This is a genomic window from Pseudomonas lini, from assembly GCF_001042905.1.
Lineage (GTDB): Bacteria > Pseudomonadota > Gammaproteobacteria > Pseudomonadales > Pseudomonadaceae > Aquipseudomonas > Aquipseudomonas lini.
In genome coordinates, this window is record NZ_JYLB01000003.1 from 351,739 (window position 1) to 372,507 (window position 20,769).

At 60.5% G+C, this 20,769-nt stretch carries 22 protein-coding genes; 14 read left to right on the forward strand and 8 right to left on the reverse strand.

The annotated features are described in order from the left end of the window. Nucleotides 1-22: 22 nt before the first annotated feature. Nucleotides 23-781: an HvfC family RiPP maturation protein gene (locus TU81_RS10305; RefSeq protein WP_048394911.1), complete on the reverse strand. Its 759-nt coding sequence runs from the start codon at nucleotides 779-781 to the stop codon at nucleotides 23-25. Nucleotides 782-784: 3 nt separating this feature from the next. After that, on the reverse strand, nucleotides 785-1,612 hold the full coding sequence (locus TU81_RS10310; RefSeq protein WP_048394913.1) for an HvfB family MNIO-type RiPP peptide maturase: 828 nt from the start codon (nucleotides 1,610-1,612) through the stop codon (nucleotides 785-787). Between the two features lie 300 nt (nucleotides 1,613-1,912). On the opposite strand from TU81_RS10310, the gene TU81_RS10315 reads away from it, so the two are divergent. Beyond that, complete coding sequence (locus tag TU81_RS10315; RefSeq protein WP_048395324.1) at nucleotides 1,913-2,959, forward strand: class I SAM-dependent methyltransferase; 1,047 nt, start codon at nucleotides 1,913-1,915, stop codon at nucleotides 2,957-2,959. 129 nt (nucleotides 2,960-3,088) lie between these two features. Here the strand turns inward: TU81_RS10315 and TU81_RS10320 are convergent, their stop codons facing one another. Continuing rightward, entirely contained in the window at nucleotides 3,089-3,985 is an 897-nt protein-coding gene (locus tag TU81_RS10320) for a LysR family transcriptional regulator (protein WP_038983949.1), read from the reverse strand. A gap of 283 nt (nucleotides 3,986-4,268) precedes the next feature. Between TU81_RS10320 and TU81_RS10325 the strand changes: the two genes are divergently transcribed. The 5 genes from TU81_RS10325 (at nucleotide 4,269) to TU81_RS10345 (ending at nucleotide 8,474) form a co-directional block, all read left to right on the forward strand. Beyond that, on the forward strand, nucleotides 4,269-4,967 hold the full coding sequence (locus TU81_RS10325) for a CoA transferase subunit A (RefSeq protein ID WP_007896014.1): 699 nt from the start codon (nucleotides 4,269-4,271) through the stop codon (nucleotides 4,965-4,967). Nucleotides 4,968-5,003: 36 nt separating this feature from the next. Beyond that, a complete protein-coding gene (locus tag TU81_RS10330; protein WP_038983951.1) occupies nucleotides 5,004-5,669 on the forward strand; it encodes a CoA transferase subunit B in 666 nt (221 codons plus the stop codon). Nucleotides 5,670-5,680: 11 nt separating this feature from the next. Further along, nucleotides 5,681-6,862 carry an acetyl-CoA C-acetyltransferase gene (locus TU81_RS10335; protein WP_048394915.1) on the forward strand — a complete coding sequence of 394 codons (1,182 nt, stop codon included), beginning with the start codon at nucleotides 5,681-5,683 and terminating at the stop codon, nucleotides 6,860-6,862. A gap of 181 nt (nucleotides 6,863-7,043) precedes the next feature. Next, the gene (locus tag TU81_RS10340; RefSeq protein ID WP_048394917.1) at nucleotides 7,044-7,799 is read left to right on the forward strand and encodes a hypothetical protein; all 756 of its coding nucleotides are present in this window, start codon (nucleotides 7,044-7,046) and stop codon (nucleotides 7,797-7,799) included. Nucleotides 7,800-7,886: 87 nt separating this feature from the next. Further along, a complete protein-coding gene (locus TU81_RS10345) occupies nucleotides 7,887-8,474 on the forward strand; it encodes a DcrB/PsbP domain-containing protein (protein ID WP_048394919.1) in 588 nt (195 codons plus the stop codon). An 11-nt stretch (nucleotides 8,475-8,485) separates the two neighbouring features. Here TU81_RS10345 and TU81_RS10350 read toward each other — a convergent pair whose 3' ends face one another. Beyond that, nucleotides 8,486-9,202, reverse strand: a complete 717-nt coding sequence (locus TU81_RS10350) for an alpha/beta hydrolase (RefSeq protein ID WP_048394921.1) — start codon at nucleotides 9,200-9,202, stop codon at nucleotides 8,486-8,488. Nucleotides 9,203-9,446: 244 nt separating this feature from the next. Continuing rightward, nucleotides 9,447-10,226, reverse strand: coding sequence for an ABC transporter substrate-binding protein (locus tag TU81_RS10355; protein WP_038983958.1), 780 nt, complete (start codon nucleotides 10,224-10,226; stop codon nucleotides 9,447-9,449). Nucleotides 10,227-10,548: 322 nt separating this feature from the next. On the opposite strand from TU81_RS10355, the gene TU81_RS10360 reads away from it, so the two are divergent. After that, entirely contained in the window at nucleotides 10,549-11,190 is a 642-nt protein-coding gene (locus TU81_RS10360; RefSeq protein WP_048394923.1) for a type 1 glutamine amidotransferase, read from the forward strand. 117 nt (nucleotides 11,191-11,307) lie between these two features. On the opposite strand, the gene TU81_RS10365 is transcribed toward TU81_RS10360, so the two are convergent. Continuing rightward, the gene (locus TU81_RS10365) at nucleotides 11,308-11,742 is read right to left on the reverse strand and encodes a rhodanese-like domain-containing protein (protein ID WP_038983962.1); all 435 of its coding nucleotides are present in this window, start codon (nucleotides 11,740-11,742) and stop codon (nucleotides 11,308-11,310) included. A gap of 101 nt (nucleotides 11,743-11,843) precedes the next feature. Here TU81_RS10365 and ftrA point away from each other — a divergent pair, with 101 nt between their 5' ends. Next, entirely contained in the window at nucleotides 11,844-12,818 is a 975-nt protein-coding gene (gene ftrA, locus TU81_RS10370; RefSeq protein ID WP_048394924.1) for a transcriptional regulator FtrA, read from the forward strand. 133 nt (nucleotides 12,819-12,951) lie between these two features. Here ftrA and cobF read toward each other — a convergent pair whose 3' ends face one another. Both cobF and TU81_RS10380 read right to left on the reverse strand, forming a co-directional pair. Continuing rightward, entirely contained in the window at nucleotides 12,952-13,707 is a 756-nt protein-coding gene (cobF, locus tag TU81_RS10375; RefSeq protein ID WP_048394926.1) for a precorrin-6A synthase (deacetylating), read from the reverse strand. Beyond that, on the reverse strand, nucleotides 13,707-14,279 hold the full coding sequence (locus TU81_RS10380; protein ID WP_048394928.1) for a histidine phosphatase family protein: 573 nt from the start codon (nucleotides 14,277-14,279) through the stop codon (nucleotides 13,707-13,709). Before TU81_RS10380 ends, cobF begins: the two co-directional genes overlap by 1 nt. 341 nt (nucleotides 14,280-14,620) lie before the next feature. Here TU81_RS10380 and TU81_RS10385 point away from each other — a divergent pair, with 341 nt between their 5' ends. From TU81_RS10385 to TU81_RS10410, 6 genes are all read left to right on the forward strand, one after another. Next, a complete protein-coding gene (locus tag TU81_RS10385) occupies nucleotides 14,621-15,475 on the forward strand; it encodes a MurR/RpiR family transcriptional regulator (RefSeq protein ID WP_038983970.1) in 855 nt (284 codons plus the stop codon). Nucleotides 15,476-15,477: 2 nt separating this feature from the next. Next, nucleotides 15,478-16,122, forward strand: coding sequence for an isochorismatase family cysteine hydrolase (locus TU81_RS10390; protein WP_038983971.1), 645 nt, complete (start codon nucleotides 15,478-15,480; stop codon nucleotides 16,120-16,122). Continuing rightward, a complete protein-coding gene (locus TU81_RS10395; RefSeq protein WP_048394929.1) occupies nucleotides 16,119-17,450 on the forward strand; it encodes a type I glutamate--ammonia ligase in 1,332 nt (443 codons plus the stop codon). The genes TU81_RS10390 and TU81_RS10395 overlap by 4 nt, the downstream gene beginning before the upstream one ends. Next, a complete protein-coding gene (locus tag TU81_RS10400; RefSeq protein ID WP_048394932.1) occupies nucleotides 17,434-18,186 on the forward strand; it encodes an N-formylglutamate amidohydrolase in 753 nt (250 codons plus the stop codon). The genes TU81_RS10395 and TU81_RS10400 overlap by 17 nt, the downstream gene beginning before the upstream one ends. Before the next feature lie 57 nt (nucleotides 18,187-18,243). Then, complete coding sequence (locus tag TU81_RS10405) at nucleotides 18,244-19,593, forward strand: APC family permease (RefSeq protein WP_038983976.1); 1,350 nt, start codon at nucleotides 18,244-18,246, stop codon at nucleotides 19,591-19,593. Between the two features lie 119 nt (nucleotides 19,594-19,712). After that, complete coding sequence (locus TU81_RS10410; RefSeq protein WP_048394934.1) at nucleotides 19,713-20,729, forward strand: arginine N-succinyltransferase; 1,017 nt, start codon at nucleotides 19,713-19,715, stop codon at nucleotides 20,727-20,729. Nucleotides 20,730-20,769 lie beyond the last annotated feature (40 nt).

The window sequence follows — 20,769 nt, forward strand, 5'->3', positions numbered from 1 at the left end:
GTGTTTGGGGGATTGTGTGCGGTCAGGCCGCCATGCCGATCACCCCTTCCCCGTGCATCTGCCGCAATAACGCCAATCCGCTGTCGATAAACTCCGGCGCCCCAACCATCCCCGCCTCCACCGCCAGCCCTTCCAGCTGCGCTTGGCCATCGAGCTGAGGAAACTCACCGATCCGCTGCAACAACCGCCACGCCAACGGGCTCAGTTTGGAGAAGCGCACATTCCAGTCCTCGGTCCGACGAACCAATAGCAACGTTGGTTGGGCCGGCGGCGAGTCAGGCCGGTAATCCGGCCCCACTAATTGCACCGGCCAGCCATACGCCAATGGCCAAGCCAGCGGCGAAACCTGCAACGGTCGATCCAGCAGCAACCCGGCATCGCTGGCCCGCAACGGCTCGGCGTCGGATTGTTGCAGCGCCATTTCGACCCATTCGTAATGCGCGAGCTCAACCATGAATGGCGGCCACGCGCCATCGCTCAACGCCAGCGCCTCAGAGGCGAGGAACTCGACAAATTCCTGGGCGATCTCGCCGAATTTTGGTGTTTGAGCCCGGTAGTCCCGCAGGAAGATCCGCACCAGCGAACGCCAATGATCATCGCCGAGAATCTTCACCAGCACCGGAAAAGTCCCGCTGAGTAATGACGACAGATTCGAAAACACCAGGTCGCGATAAACCTGCGCCCGTGCCGCGTCCATCCCGGCAGGCGGCGCGCAGTGGTCGGGGTCGCGCAGGTAGCGAGTCAATGTGTTTTGCTGCTGATACAGCGTCGATTTATCCACGGTTCACCCCTCACCTTGCAGGCGGCGAATGGTCTGTAACTCGCTCACCAAGTCGGAAAATTCGGGAAAGTTGAAATCTCGCTCCAGCAGTGTCGGTTGCACACCAAACCGCGCATACGCCTCGGCCAGCAACGACCAGACCACCGGTTTGACCGAGGCACCATGGGTGTCGATTTTCAGCGTGTCGGATTCATCAAAATGCCCCGCCACATGCATGGCAACCACCCTCCCCGCGTCGATGCCGGCCAGAAACGTCTGCGGATCGAAACCGTGATTAATCGAGTTGACGTAGACATTGTTGACGTCCAGCAGCAGGTCACAATCGGCTTCACGCAACACTGCGTTGGTGAACGTCAGTTCGTCCATGTCCTGCTGCGGCGCGGCGTAGTAGGAGACGTTTTCCACCGCAAGGCGTCGACCGAGAATGTCTTGGGACTGGCGGATTCGAGCGGCAACGTGATGCACCGCTTCTTCGGTAAACGGCAACGGCAGCAGATCGTAAAGATGCCCGTCATCGCTGCAGTAGCTCAGGTGTTCGCTGTACAGCGGCACGTTGTAGTGATCGAGGAAAACCCGCACTTCCTGCAGGAACTTAACGTCCAGCGGCGCCGATCCGCCCAAAGACAAGGACAAGCCGTGACAGGACAACGGATAGCGTTCGGCCAGGGCGCGAAACGCCGCGCCGTGAGCGCCACCGATGCCGATCCAGTTTTCCGGCGCGACTTCCAGAAAGTCGAAAGCGCCCGGCAGGGCCGTTTGAAGGTCCTTCATTAAACCGCGGCGCAAGCCTAGCCCGACGCTCGCCTTCGCTGATGTGAGGGAAGTCTGCATAGTGTCGATTTCATCCTGGGATCCGGTCTCCAGCGCCTGAAAACTCAGGGCTGGCCGGTAGGCCCAGTCAAGCGCCGCGGTGTATCGGGCCTGTGTTCACAAACGCGGTTTTTATCAGGCCACTGTATCGGACAGGCAGTCAGATACAGTGGGATACACGAACTAAACTCAATGGTTACCCCCATCCGGGGGGTCCAGGGCGCGGTTATCGTCCTGTTCATTCCCACGATCACCGCCCAAAGGTGCATGCCTCGACAAACAATGCCTCTGGACCGTGATCCTGCTGAAGGAGCACACATGATGGACGAGGCCAAACTCAATGATTTCATGGGCAAACTGGTAAACGACATGGGCGGCGCGGCGATGCTCGCCAACGTCATCCTCGGCGAAGAACTCGGTCTGTACCGGGCCATGGCCGACAGTCAGCCAGTCACCCCCGAAGCACTCGCCGAAAAGACCGGCTGCAACACCCGCCTGCTGCGTGAATGGCTCAGCGCGCACGCCGCCTCCGGTTATATGGAACACCACGACGGTCAGTTCCGCCTGCCCGAAGAGCAAGCCCTGGCGCTGGCGATCGAAGATTCACCGGTCTATGTGGCCGGCGGAGTCGGGGTGGTCGCGTCGTTTTTCCATGACAAGGACAAACTGGTCAACGCCATGCGCGGCAACGGCGCCCTGCCTTGGGGCGATCACCATCCGTGCATGTTCAGCGGCACCGAGCGGTTCTTCCGCCCAGGGTACAAGGCGCACTTGGTCAGCGAGTGGCTGCCAGCCCTCGACGGGGTGGTCGCCAAACTGGAAACCGGCGCCAAGGTAGCGGACATCGGCTGCGGCCACGGCGCCTCGACCGTGATCATGGCCCAGGCGTTTCCGAATTCGCGGTTCGTCGGTTTCGACTACCACGCGCCTTCTGTCACCGTCGCCACCCTGCGCGCCGAAGAAGGTGGTGTGGAAGGCCGGGCGCGGTTCTTCCAGGGCACCGCCAAGAGCTATCCGGGCGACGACTATGACTTGGTCTGCTACTTCGACTGCCTGCACGATATGGGCGACCCGGTCGGCGCCGCAAAGCATGCCTATGAATCGCTGAAACCCGACGGCACGGTGCTGCTGGTAGAGCCCTTCGCCAACGACACGCTCGACGCCAACACCACTCCGGTGGGACGACTGTTCTACGCCGCCTCGACCTTTATCTGCACGCCCAACTCGCTGTCCCAGGAAGTCGGCCTCGGGCTCGGTGCCCAGGCAGGCGAGGCACGGTTGCGCAAGGTCTTCACCGAGGCGGGATTCACACAATTCCGGCGGGCCACGGAAACGCCGTTCAACCTGATTCTGGAGGCGCGTAAATAAACACCGCTGACTGCTAATTGTAGGAGCTGCCGAAGGCTGCGATCTTTTGATCTTCAGCGATTCCAATATCGCCAAATCAAGATCAAAAGATCGCAGCCTTCGGCAGCTCCTACGGGACCGTGTTGGATTTCAGAGGGAAAGTTGTTGGCCGAGATTTTCGGCCTTGAGAATATCGAACAACGCCTGCGCCGCCGCCGACAGTTCATGCCCCGTCGTCAGCACCCCGATCGCGCGTTCCACCACCGGGTCGCGCAGGGTAATGCAACGCGCGCCCAACTCGCGCATCTGCCCGGCGCACAACGCCGGCACCGCGCTTACGCCCAATCCGCTGGCCACCATCCGCCCGACTGTCGCCAATTGATGGCTTTCAAATTCCACCGGCAATTTCATGCCGCGCGTCTGTAAATGTTCTTCGAGCATCACCCGCACCGTCGACGGTCGCTGCAAGGTAATGAACGGTTCCTTGAGCAAGGTCTGCCAATCAATGTCGTCCAGCTCCGCCAGCGGTGAATCGAGGGGCACCACCGCCACAAACCGGTCGATGTACAACGGAGTAAATTCCAGCGACGAGCTCTGGGTCGGTTCGAACGCCACACCCAATTCCACCTGACGGTCGCGGACCATTTCCAGCACCTGCTCGTTGATCACGTCGTTCACTGTGACGTTGACCTTGGGATAACGCGCGCGAAAGGTCTTGAGAATCGGCGGCAGCAGGTTACCGGCAAACGACGGCATCGCCGCCAGGGTCACGCGGCCGCGCTGGAGGGTGAAGCGTTGGCGCAATTCATCCTCTGCGTTGTCCCAGTCCGCGATCAACCGACGAGCCAGTGGCAGCAGCGATTCACCTTCGGCGGTCAGTGCAACATTGCGGGTATTGCGCGTGAACAAGCGCCCGCCCAAGCCCTCCTCCAGCGCCTTGATGGTCAGGCTCAACGCCGACTGGGACAGGTGCAGCCGCTCGCACGCCACGGCAAAACTCAAACTCTGGGCCACGGCCAGGAATGCACGGATCTGTTTGACGGTCATGACCACTGTCTCCCACGTAATTTCAATGTCTGCGCGCGTTCGGCGAACCACCGCCGCTCAATGTAGGAGCTGCCGAAGGCTGCGATCTTTTGATCTTGATCTTTTGCGATCTAGGTCGTCGAGAATCAAAATCAAAAGATCGCAGCCTTCGGCAGCTCCTACGCATTAGTGAGTTTTATCTATCAATCAACCTTAAAAATCAACTTAACAAATAAATCCTCCAGCGAGACACTCCCTCCCCATCCGGCTAGCCAGCCGCCCACAAAGAATAAAAGAGGTGCATATGGCAGGGTTCGACAAGCGCGTGTATTCCTATGAGGAAGCGATGGCAGGTCTTGAAGACGGCATGACCGTGATCTCCGGCGGCTTCGGCCTGTGCGGGATTCCGGAAAACCTTATCGCCGAGATCCAGCACCGCGGCACGCGTGATCTCACCGTGGTCTCCAACAACTGCGGTGTCGACGGTTTTGGCCTCGGTGTGCTGCTGGTAGACCGGCAGATCCGCAAGGTGGTGGCCTCCTACGTCGGCGAAAACGCGCTGTTCGAGAAGCAACTGCTGAGCGGCGAAATCGAAGTCGTCCTGACCCCTCAAGGCACCCTCGCCGAAAAAATGCGTGCTGGTGGTGCCGGCATCCCGGCGTTTTTCACCGCCACTGGCGTCGGCACTCCGGTGGCCGACGGCAAGGAAGTCCGCGAATTCAAGGGCCGCCAGTACCTGATGGAAGAATCCATCACCGGTGACTTCGCCATCGTCAAAGGCTGGAAAGCCGACCACTTCGGTAACGTGGTCTATCGCCACACCGCCCAGAATTTCAACCCGCTGGCCGCCACTGCCGGCAAGATCACCGTGGTCGAAGTCGAAGAAATCGTCGAACCCGGCGAGCTGGACCCGTCGCAGATCCATACCCCTGGCATCTACGTCGACCGGGTCATTTGCGGCACGTTCGAGAAGCGCATCGAACAGCGCACCGTGCGTAAGTGATCCCCTGCCCCCGGACCGAATGAAGGAATAACAACAATGGCACTTTCCCGCGAACAAATGGCTCAGCGCGTCGCCCGCGAAATGCAGGACGGCTACTACGTGAACCTCGGCATCGGCATTCCGACCCTGGTCGCCAACTACATCCCGGAAGGCATGGAAGTCATGCTGCAATCGGAAAACGGCCTGCTCGGCATGGGCGCGTTTCCGACCGACGCCGAAGTCGACGCCGACATGATCAACGCCGGCAAGCAAACCGTGACCGCGCGTATTGGCGCCTCGATTTTCTCGTCCGCCGAATCGTTCGCAATGATCCGCGGCGGACACATCGACCTGACCGTGCTGGGCGCGTTTGAAGTGGACGTCGAAGGCAACATCGCCTCCTGGATGATCCCTGGCAAACTGGTCAAGGGCATGGGCGGCGCGATGGACCTGGTGGCCGGTGCGGACAACATCATTGTCACCATGACCCACGCCTCCAAGGACGGCGAGTCGAAACTACTGTCGCGTTGCAGCCTGCCGCTGACCGGCGCCGGTTGCATCAAGCGCGTGCTGACCGACCTGGCCTACCTGGAAATCCAGGACGGCGCGTTCATTCTCAAGGAGCGCGCGCCGGGCGTCAGCGTCGAAGAAATCGTCGCCAAAACCGCTGGTAAACTGATCGTGCCTGACCACGTCCCGGAAATGCAGTTCGCTGCCCAGTGAGGAATTCTTCCATGCAAGAAGTTGTGATTGTTGCCGCCACTCGTACTGCCATCGGCAGCTTCCAGGGGGCGCTGGCCAATGTGTCCGCGGTTGACCTCGGTGCTGCGGTGATCCGCCAACTGCTGGCGCAGACCGGGCTGGACCCGGCGCAGGTCGATGAAGTGATCATGGGCCAGGTGCTGACCGCTGGCGCCGGACAAAACCCGGCGCGTCAGGCCGCAATCAAGGCCGGCCTGCCCTTCGCCGTGCCGGCCATGACCCTGAACAAGGTCTGCGGCTCGGGCCTGAAAGCGCTGCATCTGGCGGCTCAGGCGATTCGCTGTGGCGATGCCGAAGTGATCATCGCCGGCGGCCAGGAAAACATGAGCCTGGCCAATTACGTCATGCCCGGTGCCCGCACGGGCTTGCGCATGGGTCACGCACAGATCGTCGACACGATGATCAGCGACGGTTTGTGGGATGCGTTCAACGATTACCACATGGGCATCACCGCTGAGAATCTGGCCGAGAAATACAGCCTGACCCGTGAGCAACAGGACGCCTTCGCGGCCGCCTCGCAGCAGAAAGCCGTGGCCGCCATCGAAGCCGGGCGGTTTGCCGACGAGATCACGCCGATCCTGATCCCGCAGCGCAAGGGCGATCCGCTGTCCTTCGCCACCGATGAACAGCCTCGCGCCGGCACCACCGCCGACTCCCTGGGCAAACTGAAAGCGGCCTTCAAGAAAGACGGTTCGGTGACTGCTGGCAACGCTTCTTCACTGAACGACGGCGCCGCTGCGGTGATTCTGATGAGTGCGCAGAAAGCCAAGGCGCTGGGGCTGCCAGTGCTGGCGAAAATCGCCGCATATGCCAACGCAGGCGTCGACCCGGCGATCATGGGCATCGGCCCGGTGTCGGCCACTCGTCGTTGCCTGGACAAGGCCGGTTGGTCCATCGATCAACTGGACCTGATCGAAGCCAACGAAGCCTTCGCCGCGCAATCTCTGGCCGTAGCCAAGGATCTTGAATGGGACTTGAACAAGGTCAACGTCAACGGCGGCGCCATTGCCTTGGGCCATCCGATCGGTGCCTCGGGTTGCCGGGTGCTAGTGACCTTGCTGCATGAAATGATCAAGCGTGATGCAAAAAAAGGTCTGGCCACCCTGTGCATCGGTGGTGGTCAGGGCGTGGCATTGGCCATCGAACGAGTGTAAGCCTTAGCCCCCTTTGACGAAGGGGCGACTCCCGAAGATCAAAAGATCGCAGCCTTCGGCAGCTCCTACAGGAGCACGCATCCCCATGTAGGAGCTGCCGAAGGCTGCGATCTTTTGATTTTGAACAATCCATCGTCCGCAATGCTAACGTGGCCGGCTCACACCGAATGGAGACGCGTGCGTGCTGATGCTCAAACTGCTGGTGATTCCGGGATTTCTGTTGCTGATTTCCCTGGCCGGTAAACGCTGGGGTCCTAGCGTGGCCGGTTGGCTGTCGGGGTTGCCGGTGGTAGTCGGGCCGATTCTGTTTTTTCTCGCCATCGAGCAAGGCGTGATGTTCGCTGCTCAGGCGGCGACAGCAGCGTTATCGGCAATGTTCGCGATGATTGCTTTCTGCGTGACCTACGCCCAGGTTGCACAACGTTTGAGCTGGCCGTGGACGCTGACGATTTCGCTGCTGGTCTGGGCCATGGCTGCCGGTGTGCTGTCACTGATCCCGCCGTCGTTGGTGTTCTCGGTGATCGCGGCCGCCACCGCATTGCTGACCGCGCCATACCTGTTTCCCTCGGTGCAGCCCATCGCTTCAGGCCCGGTGCCGAAGTCCGACAAACTGCTGCTGCGCATGATGGCCGGCGCCATGCTCACATTGGCCGTGACGTTGCTGGCCAGCACCGTCGGTGAACGCTGGAGCGGTCTGCTCGCGGTATTCCCGGTGCTGGGCAGTGTGATGGCGGTGTTCTCCCAGCAGACTCGCGGCCCGGCGTTTACTGCAGCGTTACTCAGGGCGACGGCAACCGGGATGTATTCGTTTGCGGCGTTTTGTCTGGTGCTGGCGTTGGCGTTGCCGAGATTGGGATGGCTGGGGTTTGTCTTGGGCATAGGCGTGTCGTTGGGGATGCTGGTGATCACCAAACGACTGGCATTGCGTCCAAAGTGAGAACGTAGCAGGCTGCGGCAGCTGCTACCGATCGCGATCCATGGGATGATCGCCGTCAAAGCGCGGATCATCCCCAGGAGAGTTTGAATGTCATTGTTGAGTAAAAAAGCCGTTGTTCTGCTGCTGATGGCGGCTACCAGTCTGGGTGCCTTGAATGTGCAGGCGGCCAAGGCCACTGCCAGCGACAAAGCGCCGGCCCAGAAGGTCTCGATGCTCGGCGGCAAGTTCACCTTCACCCTGCCCAAGGGTTTCATCGCCAACCCACTGCCAGCCGGCGATGCGGCCACCGGCACTGCCGGGGCGACAGGCACGATGTACACCAACCAGACCACCAAAACCGTGGTGATCGCCGCTGAAAACACCATCCCCGGCGGCGCCAACGTCAAGGACAACGACGGTGAGTTCCTCGACGCCACCGTGTCCGCGTTCGCCACCGAGCAACGCAACGCCTTGCCGGATTTCAACAAAACCAGCGAAAAAAGCCTGACCCAGAAAGGCACGGGCCTGGGCCTTCGGCAGATCGACAGCACCGCTACCCAAGGCGGTGGCATGACCCTCGACAGCACGTTGATGGCCGCTTCCGGCACACGCATGGCCATCGTTCAGATCATTTCCCGCCCCACCGACAAAACCGGCCACGAAACGCTGGTGAAACAAATCGTCAGCGGCAAATAAACCCGACCGATTCAGGGATTGAGGCGCTGCAACCAGGCACTCAAATCCTTCACCTCGGTGGCGCTGATGCTGTGACCGACACCCGGATAGGCATGAAACTCGGGCTTGAGTGACAGGCGCTGCAACAGGGTGTCGGCCTCAGTACCGTCGTTGTAGGGCAGGAGTGTGTCGGCGGTGCCATGACCGATGAAAATCGCCAGCTGCTGGCGTTTTTCATCTGGTTTGAGCCCGGACCTGAGCACCGGCAGAATTCGCCCGCTCAGTGCCGCAATTCCGCCCACCACCTCGGGATGACGCAACGCGACCTCGTAGGACATCATCGCGCCCTGGCTGAAACCCACCAGGAATACCTTGTCCGCTTCGGTGTGATATTTCTTCGCCGCTTGTGCGACAAAATCCCTCAGCACCTGCCCGCTGGCCTTCAGGTCGTCCGTCTCGCCGTCATAGGCGCCCTCGCCCTTCTGGCGAAACCACTGGTAACTGCCCTCCTCCAACGTCATCGGCGCCCGCACCGACAGGTAGTTGTACTGCGGCGGCAATTCATCCTTGATGTCGAACAGGTCCTGCTCGTTACTGCCGTAACCGTGCAGAAAAATCACCAGAGGTTGGTTGCGGGATTCAGCGTGGGCCTGCTCCAGGTACTTGAGCGGCAGATCAGTGTGCAGTGGGGTTTGAGCGTGGACGGCGGCGGACGCCAGGAGCGTGAGCAGAGCGAGTAACTTCAACATAAACCTTCCTTCACAGAGCGCAGGATTCGGGGCAAAGCCTAACATCTCTTTCCGCCGACGCACTGTCTCCCGCCGATACACCGTCCCACCGTAGGAGCTGCCGCAGGCTGCGATCTTTTGATCCTGCTTTTAAAACAAGATCAAAAGATCGCAGCCTGCGGCAGCTCCTACGAGAAATGTGTTTCTCAGGGTAATAAAAAAAGTGGCCACCGCGTCAACAGTGGCCACTTTTTTCTACAGCCTATTAATGGCCGTAAACGTCAAAAGCGAAGTACTTGTCCTGCACTTGCTTGTACTTGCCGTTGGCGCGGATTTCAGTGATGGCGGTGTTGAATTTGTCCGCCAGCGCTTTATCACCCTTGCGCACAGCGATGCCGGCACCGCCGCCGAAATACTTGGCGTCTTCATAGGTCGGGCCTACGAAGGCGAAGCCTTTACCGGCGTCGGTTTTCAGGAAACCGTCGTCCAGGTTGACCGAGTCGGCCAGCATCGCGTCGAGGCGACCGGCGACCATGTCCAGGTTGGCTTCCTGCTGGGAAGCGTAACGCACCAGGTTGATGCCGGCCGGCACCAGCACTTCAGTGGCGAAGCGGTCGTGGGTGCTGGCGCGCAACACACCGACTTTCTTGCCTTTGAGCTCGGTCAGCGGGTCCTTGACGTCGGTGCCTTCCTTCATCACGAAGCGCGCCGGGGTGTGGTAGTACTTGATGGTGAAATCGACGTTCTTCTTGCGATCATCGGTGATGGTCATGGACGACAGGATCGCGTCGATTTTCTTGACCTTCAGGGCCGGGATCAGGCCATCGAACTCTTGCTCGACCCAGGTGCACTTCACCTTCATCTGCTCACACAGCGCATCACCGATGTCCACGTCAAAACCGGTGAGTTTGCCGTCCGGGGTTTTCATCGAAAATGGCGGGTAACCGGCTTCGATACCGAGGCGAATCGGCTTGGCGTCATCGGCCACAGCCGTCAGGGACAACATCGACAGTGCCAGGGCACCGAACATCACTCGCTTCTTCATTTATAACTCCTGTGTGCGGAGGCTTTTATTGGCAGCTTTCGATTGGCAACTTTCGGTTAGTGAAGACCGAAGTGGCCGGCAGTCTAGAGTGGCTTCAGGAGGGCCAATTATGTTTAAGCGACAAATATTTATAGAAAAACAGCCGAGGGATTCAAGGCACTTGAAGCGTGCGCCAAGGTGGTGCAAGGGCTGTAGGACAATCCTTTGTTTCAGACAAAACCTACAAGGTTTCGGGCGTGATCCGATTGAACAGTCGCACTGGCGATGAACAATTTTTTGCGGCACATTGACCCCGCCAACCCATTCCCGGAAGAGAAGCGTGATGCCCATGTTGAATCTGATCCAGCATCATCCTGCCGAAGGTCCTGGCGCCATTGCCGAATGGGCCCGGGCCCGTGGCATTACGCTGAATGTGTTTCGCGCCGACCTCGGCCAGTTACCGCCGGTGAGTGCGGCACCCGCGATCCTGTTGGGCGGGCCTTATGAGTCCAATGCCGGGCCGACATGGCTGGAAGCGGAGCGTCAATGGCTGGCGGGCAGTCTGAATCAGGACGCGCCGGTGTTTGCGATTTGTCTGGGCGCGCAATTGCTGGCGCTGAGCCTGGGAGGGAATGTGCGGCGCATGGCTCGCCCCGAAACTGGCTGGACCACCGTGACCTTTGCGGATGGCCAGACGCTGAAGGTGCTGGAATGGCACGAAGACGCGATCGATCTACCGACAGAGGCGCAATTGCTGGCCAGCAGTGACGTGTGTGAGCAGCAGATGTACCGCGTCGGGGCGACGCGGGTGGGGTTGCAGTTCCATCCGGAGTGGAATGCTGAATCGGTGGCAATGCTCAATGAGCACTTTGCCGAGGAATCGCCGCTGCCTCGGGGGTCAGAGGACAGCGCTGCCTATGCAACCGTGTTTGGCTGGTTGCAGGAGACGCTCGACCAATGGTGGGCGGCGCGGACGGCAGTTTGAATCAAGATCAAAAGATCGCAGCCTTCGCCAGCTCCTACAGGGGACGTACAGCCGCAATTTCACCGGTGTACACGGTCAATGTAGGAGCTGGCGAAGCCTGCGATCTTTTCGGCTATATCAACATTCGCAGCCGATCACGGTACTGACCGGCTGTTGCACCGCAACACTCAATTCAAACCCCTCATCCAGCCACCCGGTCACCCCGCCGATCATCTCCTTGACCGGGTAACCCAGCGCCGCCAGTTTCACCGCGGCCTTGTTGGCGCCGTTGCAGTGGGGCCCTGCGCAATAAACCACAAACAACGTGGCCTTCGAATAAGCCGCCAGGCCATCAGCCGTGATCAGTCGACCCGGGATGTTGATCGCGCCCGGCACATGACCGCGTTCGAACGCCAACGGTCCGCGCACGTCCACCAGGACAAAATCCACTTCGCCGGCCTGTTGGCTGCCATGGACGTCGGAACAATCGGTCTCGAAGGTCAGACGGTTGCTGAAATGCATCAGGGCAATGGCTGACGGGGCGGCGGGAATTTCGCGAACCAGGCTGGGCATGGGTTGTACTCCAAAGTCTCGGTGGGTGTGGGAAGACTTTATCTGCCCCGCGCTTGCCGCTACAGTGGCGCACAAGACACTCACCGGGAATTTTCCGCCAAATGCAGCCCACCCCTGGATTGGTCGCGATTCTGGCCTACGACGGCCTCTGCACCTTCGAATTCGGCATCGCCGTGGAGATCTTCGGCCTGGCGCGACCGGAGTTCGATTTCCCTTGGTATGCGCATCGTATCGTCGCTGTCGACCAAGGGCCGATGCGTGCCATGGGTGGCATTCAGGTGCTGGCCGACGGCGGGATGGAACTGCTTGAAGAGGCCCGGACCATCATCATCCCCGGCTGGCGCGACCGCAGCGCGGCGGTGCCTGAACCTTTACTCGCCGCCCTGCGCCAGGCCCATGCCCGGGGCGCGCGATTGCTGTCGATCTGTTCCGGGGTATTCGTACTGGCGGCCACCGGTTTGCTCGACGGTCACGGCGCCACGACGCATTGGCGCTACACCGCTGAACTGGCCGAGCGTTTTCCGGACATTCAGGTGGACCCGGACGTGCTCTATGTCGACTCGGGCCAATTGATCACCTCAGCCGGCAGTGCCGCCGGCATCGATGCCTGCCTGCACCTGGTCGCGCGGGATTTCGGCACTCAGGTGGCCAACTCGGTGGCGCGGCGGTTGGTGATGTCGCCGCAACGCACCGGCGGCCAGGCGCAGTTCATTCCGTCACCGGTCAGCCCGACGCCGCGCAGCGATCTGTCGCGGGTCATGCAATGGGCGCGGGAACGTCTGCACGAACCGCTGGAAGTTCGTGACCTTGCCAGCGAGGCGGCCATGAGTGAGCGCACCTTCCTGCGGCGGTTCACTGAAGCCAGCGGCCTGCCGCCCAAGGCATGGTTGCAACATGAGCGCTTGGCTCGGGCTCGCGAATTGTTGGAGAGCACTCGCCAGAACACCGAACAGATTGCCCAGCACTGTGGTTATCGATCGGTGGAGAGTTTTCGGGTGGCGTTTCGCAGTGTGGTCGGTGTGCCGCCGTCGGTGTATCGGGAGCGGTTTGGGCGCGAGGTAAAGGTGGTTTTTTGAGTGTGTTTGAGGGCCTCATCGCGGGCAAGCCCGCTCCCACAGGATTTGTGTGTTGAACACATTATCTGTGAACAACACAATCCCTGTGGGAGCGGGCTTGCCCGCGAAGGCGTCACCCCAGCCCCCCATTATCTCAAGACTTGCGCAACAAATAGGTATCCATAATCCACCCATGCTCCAGCCGCGCCGCCTTGCGCACTCGCTCAATCTCATCCGCGACATCCTTAAGCTTGCCGTTAATCAGGATTTCATCCGGTGTCCCCAGGTAAGCCCCCCAGTAAATCTCCGTCTCCTGATCGGCCACGTGATGGTAGGCATCTTGCGCATCCAGCATCACCACCAGGCTGTCGGCGTCACTCACCTGCCCCGCCGCCAACCGCCGGCCGGTGGTGATTTCAATCGAGCGACCGATGCGATTCAACGGCACCTTATGTTGCGCCGCCAACGCCTGCACGCTGGTGATTCCGGGAATTACCTCGAACTCGAACACACACCGGCCTGACGCCAGAATCGCCTGCAGAATCCGAATGGTGCTGTCGTACAACGCCGGGTCGCCCCACACCAGAAAACCGCCACACTGGTCGTCAGTCATTTCCTCGTTGATCAGCCGTTCGAAGGTCTGCTGCTTGGCGCGGTTCAGGTCTTCGACGCTGGCCTTGTAGTCCACATCCCCGCGTTCCCGCTCCGGGCTGTGGGCTTCGACGAAGCGGTAGTCGTGATCGGTGATGTAGCGCTCACAGAGCTCGCGGCGCAGGTCGATCAGCTTGTCTTTGCTCTGGCCCTTGTCCATGAGGAAAAACACATCGACGCAATTCAGCGCCTTCACCGCCTGCATGGTGATGTAGTCGGGGTTGCCGGCACCGACACCGATGACCAGAAGTTTTTTCATCAATGTGCTCCCTCGGGGTCCGTGCCCATCAAGCGTAGCCGCCAGCGACCGTTGAACCGCAACTCGATGGCCGACAACGGTTCGACATCGATCTGGTTGAACGCCGCGCCCTGCAGCACCTGCATCAGTGCTGCGCGAATGACAAACGGATGGGTGATGGCAACGATATGCCCCGGCGTCGCCTCAAGGGTGCTCAACCACGCAGCCACCCGCTCACCGAGTTGTGCCACCGACTCTCCACCGTGAGGCGCCGAGGTCGGGTCATTGAGCCAGGCCTGGAGCGTCTCCGGTTCGGCTGTTTGCAGGTCATCGATCGACGAGCCTTTCCAGCGTCCGAAATCGCAATCTGCCAGCGCCGCGACAATCTCCACATCGTCGCCAAACAGCTCAGCAGTTTGCCGGGTCCGTAGTTCCGGGCCACAGAGCACACGGGGGGTACCCTTGAACTGACGGCAACGAGAACCCTGCGCCGATTGCCAATCCATTTCCAACGGCTCATTCGTAGGAAAACACGCCAATTTTTGTGCGACGGTTCGAGCGTGGCACATCAGGGTCAAGCGGGTCGCCTGCACGGAAGATCACTCTGTCGATGGGGTGGATGACGGCACGATGCCGAGAACAATCGGCCCATTGTGCCGCAAGAAGCGCGATCCAGGGCGCTTCGTTTCAAGCAGTCGATCGGGTTGGCGGCCCCATTTTATCCCTGAAAAGTAGCGATCTCTGACACCACTATCGGCGATGTCCTACAAAACCAGTCGACATACGCGTAGCCCCCGGCGCACGGGGTTTTCGCCCCATTTTTGGACTTTTAAAATCCTCGGAAAAATTCACTAGACATGTAGCACACGTTACATAAATACTATTTTAGCAATTTATGAAACGAAACCGACACACCCATCCAGCAGGAGCCCGGATGCCCTCTCTCAGAGACCTGATCACCGATCCCGGCGTGGAACTCACACCGTCGGAACGCAAAGTCATACGTGCCTTGCTGGATCAATACCCGCGTAACGGGCTGGGCCCGATGTCACGCCTGGCCGAACATGCCGGTGTCAGCGATCCGACCATCGTGCGGCTGGTAAAGAAGCTTGGTTTCAGCGGTTATGCCGACTTTCAGGAAGCCTTGCTGAGCGACATGGATGACCGCTTGCGCTCCCCCAGTACCCTGCTGCAACCCCGCGCCCATCTCAAAAAAGATGATCCCTGGGGCCACTATCTGGCGAACAGTCATCGGGCATTGGTCGACACCCAGGCGCTGACCCAACCCGAAGATGTACGAATTTTGGTGGAATGGCTGCTCGACACCCGCCATCAGGTCCATTGCTTTGGCGGCCGCTTCAGCAGTTTCCTCGCCAACTATTTGCTCAACCACCTGCGCCTGTTGCGGCCCGGTTGTTTTGCCCTGGAAGACAACGCGCAATTGCCCGACCGCTTGTTCGACGTGCAGCGTCAGGACGTGGTGCTGGTGTTCGACTATCGCCGCTACCAGTCCCAGGCCTTGCGGGTCGCCAATGCCGCGAAGAGCCGACATGCGCGGGTCGTGCTGTTCACCGATATCTACGCCTCACCGCTGCGAGAAATGGCCGACCTGATCATCAGTGCACCGGTGGAATCGGCGTCGGCTTTCGACTCGATGGTTCCGGCGCTGGCCCAGGTTGAAGCACTGGTTGCCTGCCTGTCCCTGCGCAGCCCCGATCTGGCCGATCGCCTGGAAGGCATCGATGCCCTGCGGACCGACTTCGACACCCACTTGCTGGAGGAAAAATAAGGATGTTCACGCTCCCCCACCACTCGCCCCGGGACTTGCCATTTGCCGCCGACCACACCGCGCTGTTGCTGGTGGACATGCAACGTGCCTGGCTTGAGCCGCAGTTCGATCCGCACCTCAACGGGCCGGATGCCGAATACTTTCTGACCCGCGCCCACATGCAAGTGGTGCCCAATCAACGCCGGTTGCTCAGTGCCTTTCGTAATGCACGACAAAACGTGCTGCACACGCTCATCGAAAGCCTCACCGCCGATGGTCGCGATCGTTCGCTGGATCACAAACTCTCGGACATGCACCTGCCCAAGGGCAGCTCGCAAGCTCGAATCATCGATGACCTGACACCGATCGAAAACGAAATCGTGCTGCCCAAGACCTCTTCCGGGGTCTTCAACTCCACCAACATCGACTACGTGCTGCGCAACCTTGAAACCCGACACCTGATCATCGCCGGCATCGTCACCGACCAATGCGTCGACATGGCCGTGCGCGACGCCGCCGACCGCGGTTACCTGGTGACGCTGGTCGAAGATGCCTGCGCCACCTACACCGAACAACGGCATCACGCCTGCCTGAACGCCATCAAGGGCTACTGCTGGATCACCGATACCCAAACCGTGCTCCGCCGGTTACAGGAGATGCAGCCATGAGCGCACGCCTGTCGCCACTGCCGATGACCACGATCGTCACCACCGACCTGATTGGCGTGACGCGCGGCCGTTCCTTTCCCACCGACGAACTCGATGCCTATCACGTGGTGGGCTGCGGCTGGGTGCCGGCCAACAGCGCCCTGACTCCGCAAGACATCATCGCCTCCAGCAATCCATGGGGTGCTTATGGAGACTTGCGGCTGATCCCGGATTTGAGCAGTCGCGTGACCGTCAACAACGGCCCGGACGCCAATGCCCCGGCGCTGGACTTCATTCACGGCGACATTCGCGAAACCGATGGCCGCCCATGGGGCGCCTGCCCGCGCACGCTGTTGCGCAACGAAGTGGAGCGTTATCGCGACGAACTGGGACTGCAGATCAACGCCGCGTTCGAACATGAATTCAACCTCGGCAGCGGCGCGGTTGAGCGTCTGGCGTTCTCTCTTGAGGCGCAGCGCCAGGGCGCCGAGTTCGGCGGCTGGTTGCTCAGCGCACTGCGTGCCGGCGGTGTGGAACCAGAGATGTTCCTGCCGGAATACGGCAAGCACCAATACGAAATCACCTGCCGCCCGGCCCTTGGCGTCGCCGCCGCCGACCGTGCGGTGAACGTGCGCGAGATCACCCGTGAGATCGCCCGGCAAATGGGCCTGGACCTGAGTTTCGCGCCCAAGACCTCCGGGCAGGCGGTGTGCAATGGCGTGCATCTGCACGTGAGTCTGCAGGATCTGGCCGGCCACCCGGTGATGTATGACGCCGGCACCACCAACGGCCTGTCGACCCTCGGCCAGCATTGGGCCGCCGGCGTTCTGCACTATTTGCCGGCGCTCTGCGCCTTTACCGCGCCGACGCCGGTTTCCTACGAGCGTTTGCAGCCCCATCACTGGAGCGCTTCCTACGCCTGCCTCGGCCAACGCAACCGCGAAGCGGCGCTGCGGATTTGCCCGACTGTAAGCCTGGGCGGCAAAGCCCTGGCGGCGCAGTACAACCTGGAATTTCGCGCCATGGACGCCACCGCCTCGCCGCATCTGGCCATGGCTGCGTTGCTGATCGCCGGGCGCCTGGGCATCGAACAGCGCCTGACCCTGAACGCGATCACCGATGAAGTGCCCGATGCCCTGAGCGAAGAACAACGCCAGGCCCGCGGCATCGTCGCCCTGCCCGCGTCCCTGTCCCAGGCCCTGGAATGCCTGCGCAATAGTGAGGCGCTGATCGAAGCCCTGCCGAGCGCTTTGCTGGACACCTGGTTCGCCCTTAAAACCGAGGAACTGAGGCTGACGGAACAGCTCTCGCCCGCCGATCTTTGTGAGCACTATGCGCGCCTGTACTGAGTCCGCCGAACTGGGGTTCTACACCGAGCCTGCGTACACCCTGAGCCGGGAAGCCTCCGGGCACCCGCTGATTCTGGTGTGTGAACACGCCAGTCGTTTCATCCCGGCCAAGCTAAATGACCTGGGCTTGAGCCATGAAGCCGCCCGCGAACACATCGCCTGGGACATCGGCGCCCTGGCGCTGGCCGAGGGTTTGTCCGAAGCACTGGGCGCGACCCTGTTGGCGGCCAACTATTCACGGCTGTTGATCGACCTCAATCGCCCACGCCATGCGCCGGACAGCATTCCATTGCAGAGCGAGATTTATCAGGTGCCGGGCAATCGGGATCTGGACGAGGCCACCCGCGAATACCGCCGGCACTGCCTGTTCAAGCCGTTTCATACACGCCTGCAAACCTTGATCGACGCCCGCGTGGCGCAAGGTCGACCAGTTCGCGTGGTGGGGATTCACAGTTTTACGCCGATCTATTACGGCCAGCCACGCGCGCTGGAAGCCGGCGTGTTGTACGGACAGGCCGGGGAATACGCGCAGCGAGTGATCGACGGGTTGAGTCGGCATCCCTTGAAAGTCGCGGGTAATCAGCCGTACAAAGTCGATCCGCTGGGTGACATGACCGTGCCGGTTCACGGCGATGCACGAGGGCTTGAGTCGGTATTGATCGAGGTACGCAACGATCTGCTGCGCACGCCCGAAGACATCGGTCGCTGGACCGACTATCTGGCGCCACTGCTGTAGAGCAATAGCTTCAAACTCGCAGCCTGCAGCTGCTTTCATATCAAGGAGAAGGGCTTCATGGAAATAGAAGAATTCGGCTACAAGCAGGAGTTGAAACGTAGCCTGTCGCTGACGGACCTGGTGGTGTACGGGATGATCTTCATGATCCCCATCGCCCCGTTCGGCGTTTATGGTTACGTCAACGCCGAAGCCCCGGGGATGGTGCCGCTGGCCTACATCATCGGCATGGTGGCGATGCTGTTCACCGCCCTCAGTTACGGCAGCATGGCCCGGGCCTTTCCGATTGCGGGCTCCGTGTATTCCTACGCTCAACGCGGCCTCAACCCGCATGTCGGGTTTATCGCCGGTTGGCTGATGCTGCTCGATTATTTGCTGATTCCGCCGCTGCTCTACGTCTACGCGGCGATGGCGCTGAATCATTTGTACCCGGACATCCCGAAAGTCGGCTTCATCCTGGCCTTTCTGGTCAGCGCCACCTTCGTCAACCTGCGGGGCATTACCTTCACCGCGCGGATGAACATCGTCTTTCTACTGGCGCAGCTGGTGGTGCTGGGGATCTTCCTGTTCTATGCCTGGAATGCCCTGCACAACGGCGGCGGTAACGGTCAACTGACCTTGGCGCCGCTGTACAACCCCGAGACATTCAACTTCGCCCTGCTGATGCAAGCGGTGTCGATTGCGGTGCTGTCGTTTCTCGGTTTCGATGCGATTTCCACCCTCGCCGAAGAGATCAAGGGCGACCCGGGCCGCAGTGTCGGCAAGGCTGCGCTGATCACATTGCTGGTGATGGGCGTGATCTTCGTCGTGCAGACCTGGATTGCCACGGATCTGGCCGCCGGCCTGGGCTTCAAGTCCGCCGACACTGCGTTCTATGAAATCGCCGAAATCGCCGCCGGCAGCTGGCTGGCAACCTTGACCGCCGTGGCCACCGCCCTGGCCTGGGGCGTCGCGGTTGCGATCACCTCGCAAGCGGCGGTTTCACGCCTGCTGTTCGGGATGGCCCGGGACGGCAAACTGCCGAAAGTGCTGGCCAAGGTGCACCCGAAACACAACACACCGTATGTGAGTATCTATCTGGTGGCGGCGCTGTCGCTGGTGATCTGCTACCTGTTTATCAACTCGGTGGACACCCTCACCTCCCTGGTGAACTTCGGCGCCCTGAGCGGCTTTATGTTGCTGCACCTGACCGTAATCAACTATTACTGGCGTCGGCAGAAGTCCGGCCAGGTGGTCCGTCACCTGATCTGCCCGGTGATCGGCTTCATCATCGTCGCGGCCATCATGTACAACATGGGCGTCGATGCACAGAAACTCGGCCTGATCTGGATTGCCCTGGGGCTGGTCTATCTATTCTTCCTCAACAAACTGGGTGCCAGCACGGTCCTACCCGACCCAAGCAATGGCTGACAAGAAAAAGGGCAGCGTCTGACATGAATTCAGGCGACTGCCGATTTAACGCGTGGAAACCGACAGTGATAGTCAGGTTCGGTGCAAATCGCTGAACCCTTTGATACAGGAGTACATCCATGCTGGTCTTACGCCCGGTGGAGTTAACCGACCTGCCCCAGTTGCAGCAACTGGCGCGCGCGAGTCTGGTGGGGGTCACGTCCTTGCCGGACGACACCGAACGCCTGCGCGAGAAGATTCTCGACTCCTGCGCTTCGTTCGAGAAAGACGTCCAGGGTCCTGGCCCGGAGAACTACTTCTTCGTGCTGGAAAATCTTACGACCCGCCGTCTGGCAGGCTGCTCGGAAATTCTCGCCACTGCCGGGTTCAGCGAACCGTTCTACAGTTTGCGCAACCGTCATTTCACTAGCGCTTCACGGGAGTTGAACATCGAGCACGGGGTGCCGGCGTTGTCGTTGTGCCACGACCTCAGTGGTCATACGTTGCTGCGCGGTTTCCATATCGACGCAGCTCTGGAGCGCACGCGGTTTTCCGAATTGCTGTCCCGGGCGCGGCTGCTGTTCATCGCCGCACACGAGGCGCGCTTTGCCGAAGCGGTGATCACCGAAATCGTTGGCTACAGCGACGAACAGGGCCAGTCACCGTTCTGGGATGCGCTGGGCAAGCATTTCTTCGACCTGCCGTACGTCGAGGCCGAGCGGCTTTGCGGTCTGCAGAGCCGGACATTTCTCGCCGAACTGATGCCGCAATACCCGATCTACGTGCCGATGCTGCCCCCGGCGGCACAGGCCTGTATCGGCCGGATTCATCCCGACGGTCAGGAGGCCTTCGACATTCTTGAACGCGAAGGCTTCGAGACCAACAGCTACATCGACCTGTTCGACGGTGGCCCGACGTTGTATGCACGCACCTCGAACATTCGCTCCATCGCCCAGAGCCAGACCGGCACGGTGCACCCAGGCTCGGCCATCGATGCGCGCGGCAGCTACCTGGTGAGCAACGATTCGTTGAAGGACTACCGCGCCATTGTCGCCGAACTGGACTATCGCGCCGGGCAACCCGTGGCCTTGAGCGCCGAGATGTGCGCGGCCCTGAATGTGACCGACGCCGGTGCGATCCGGTTGATCGCCCTGTGAGCCGCCACCGGCCCCGTGCCCAACGACAGCGCCCGAACAA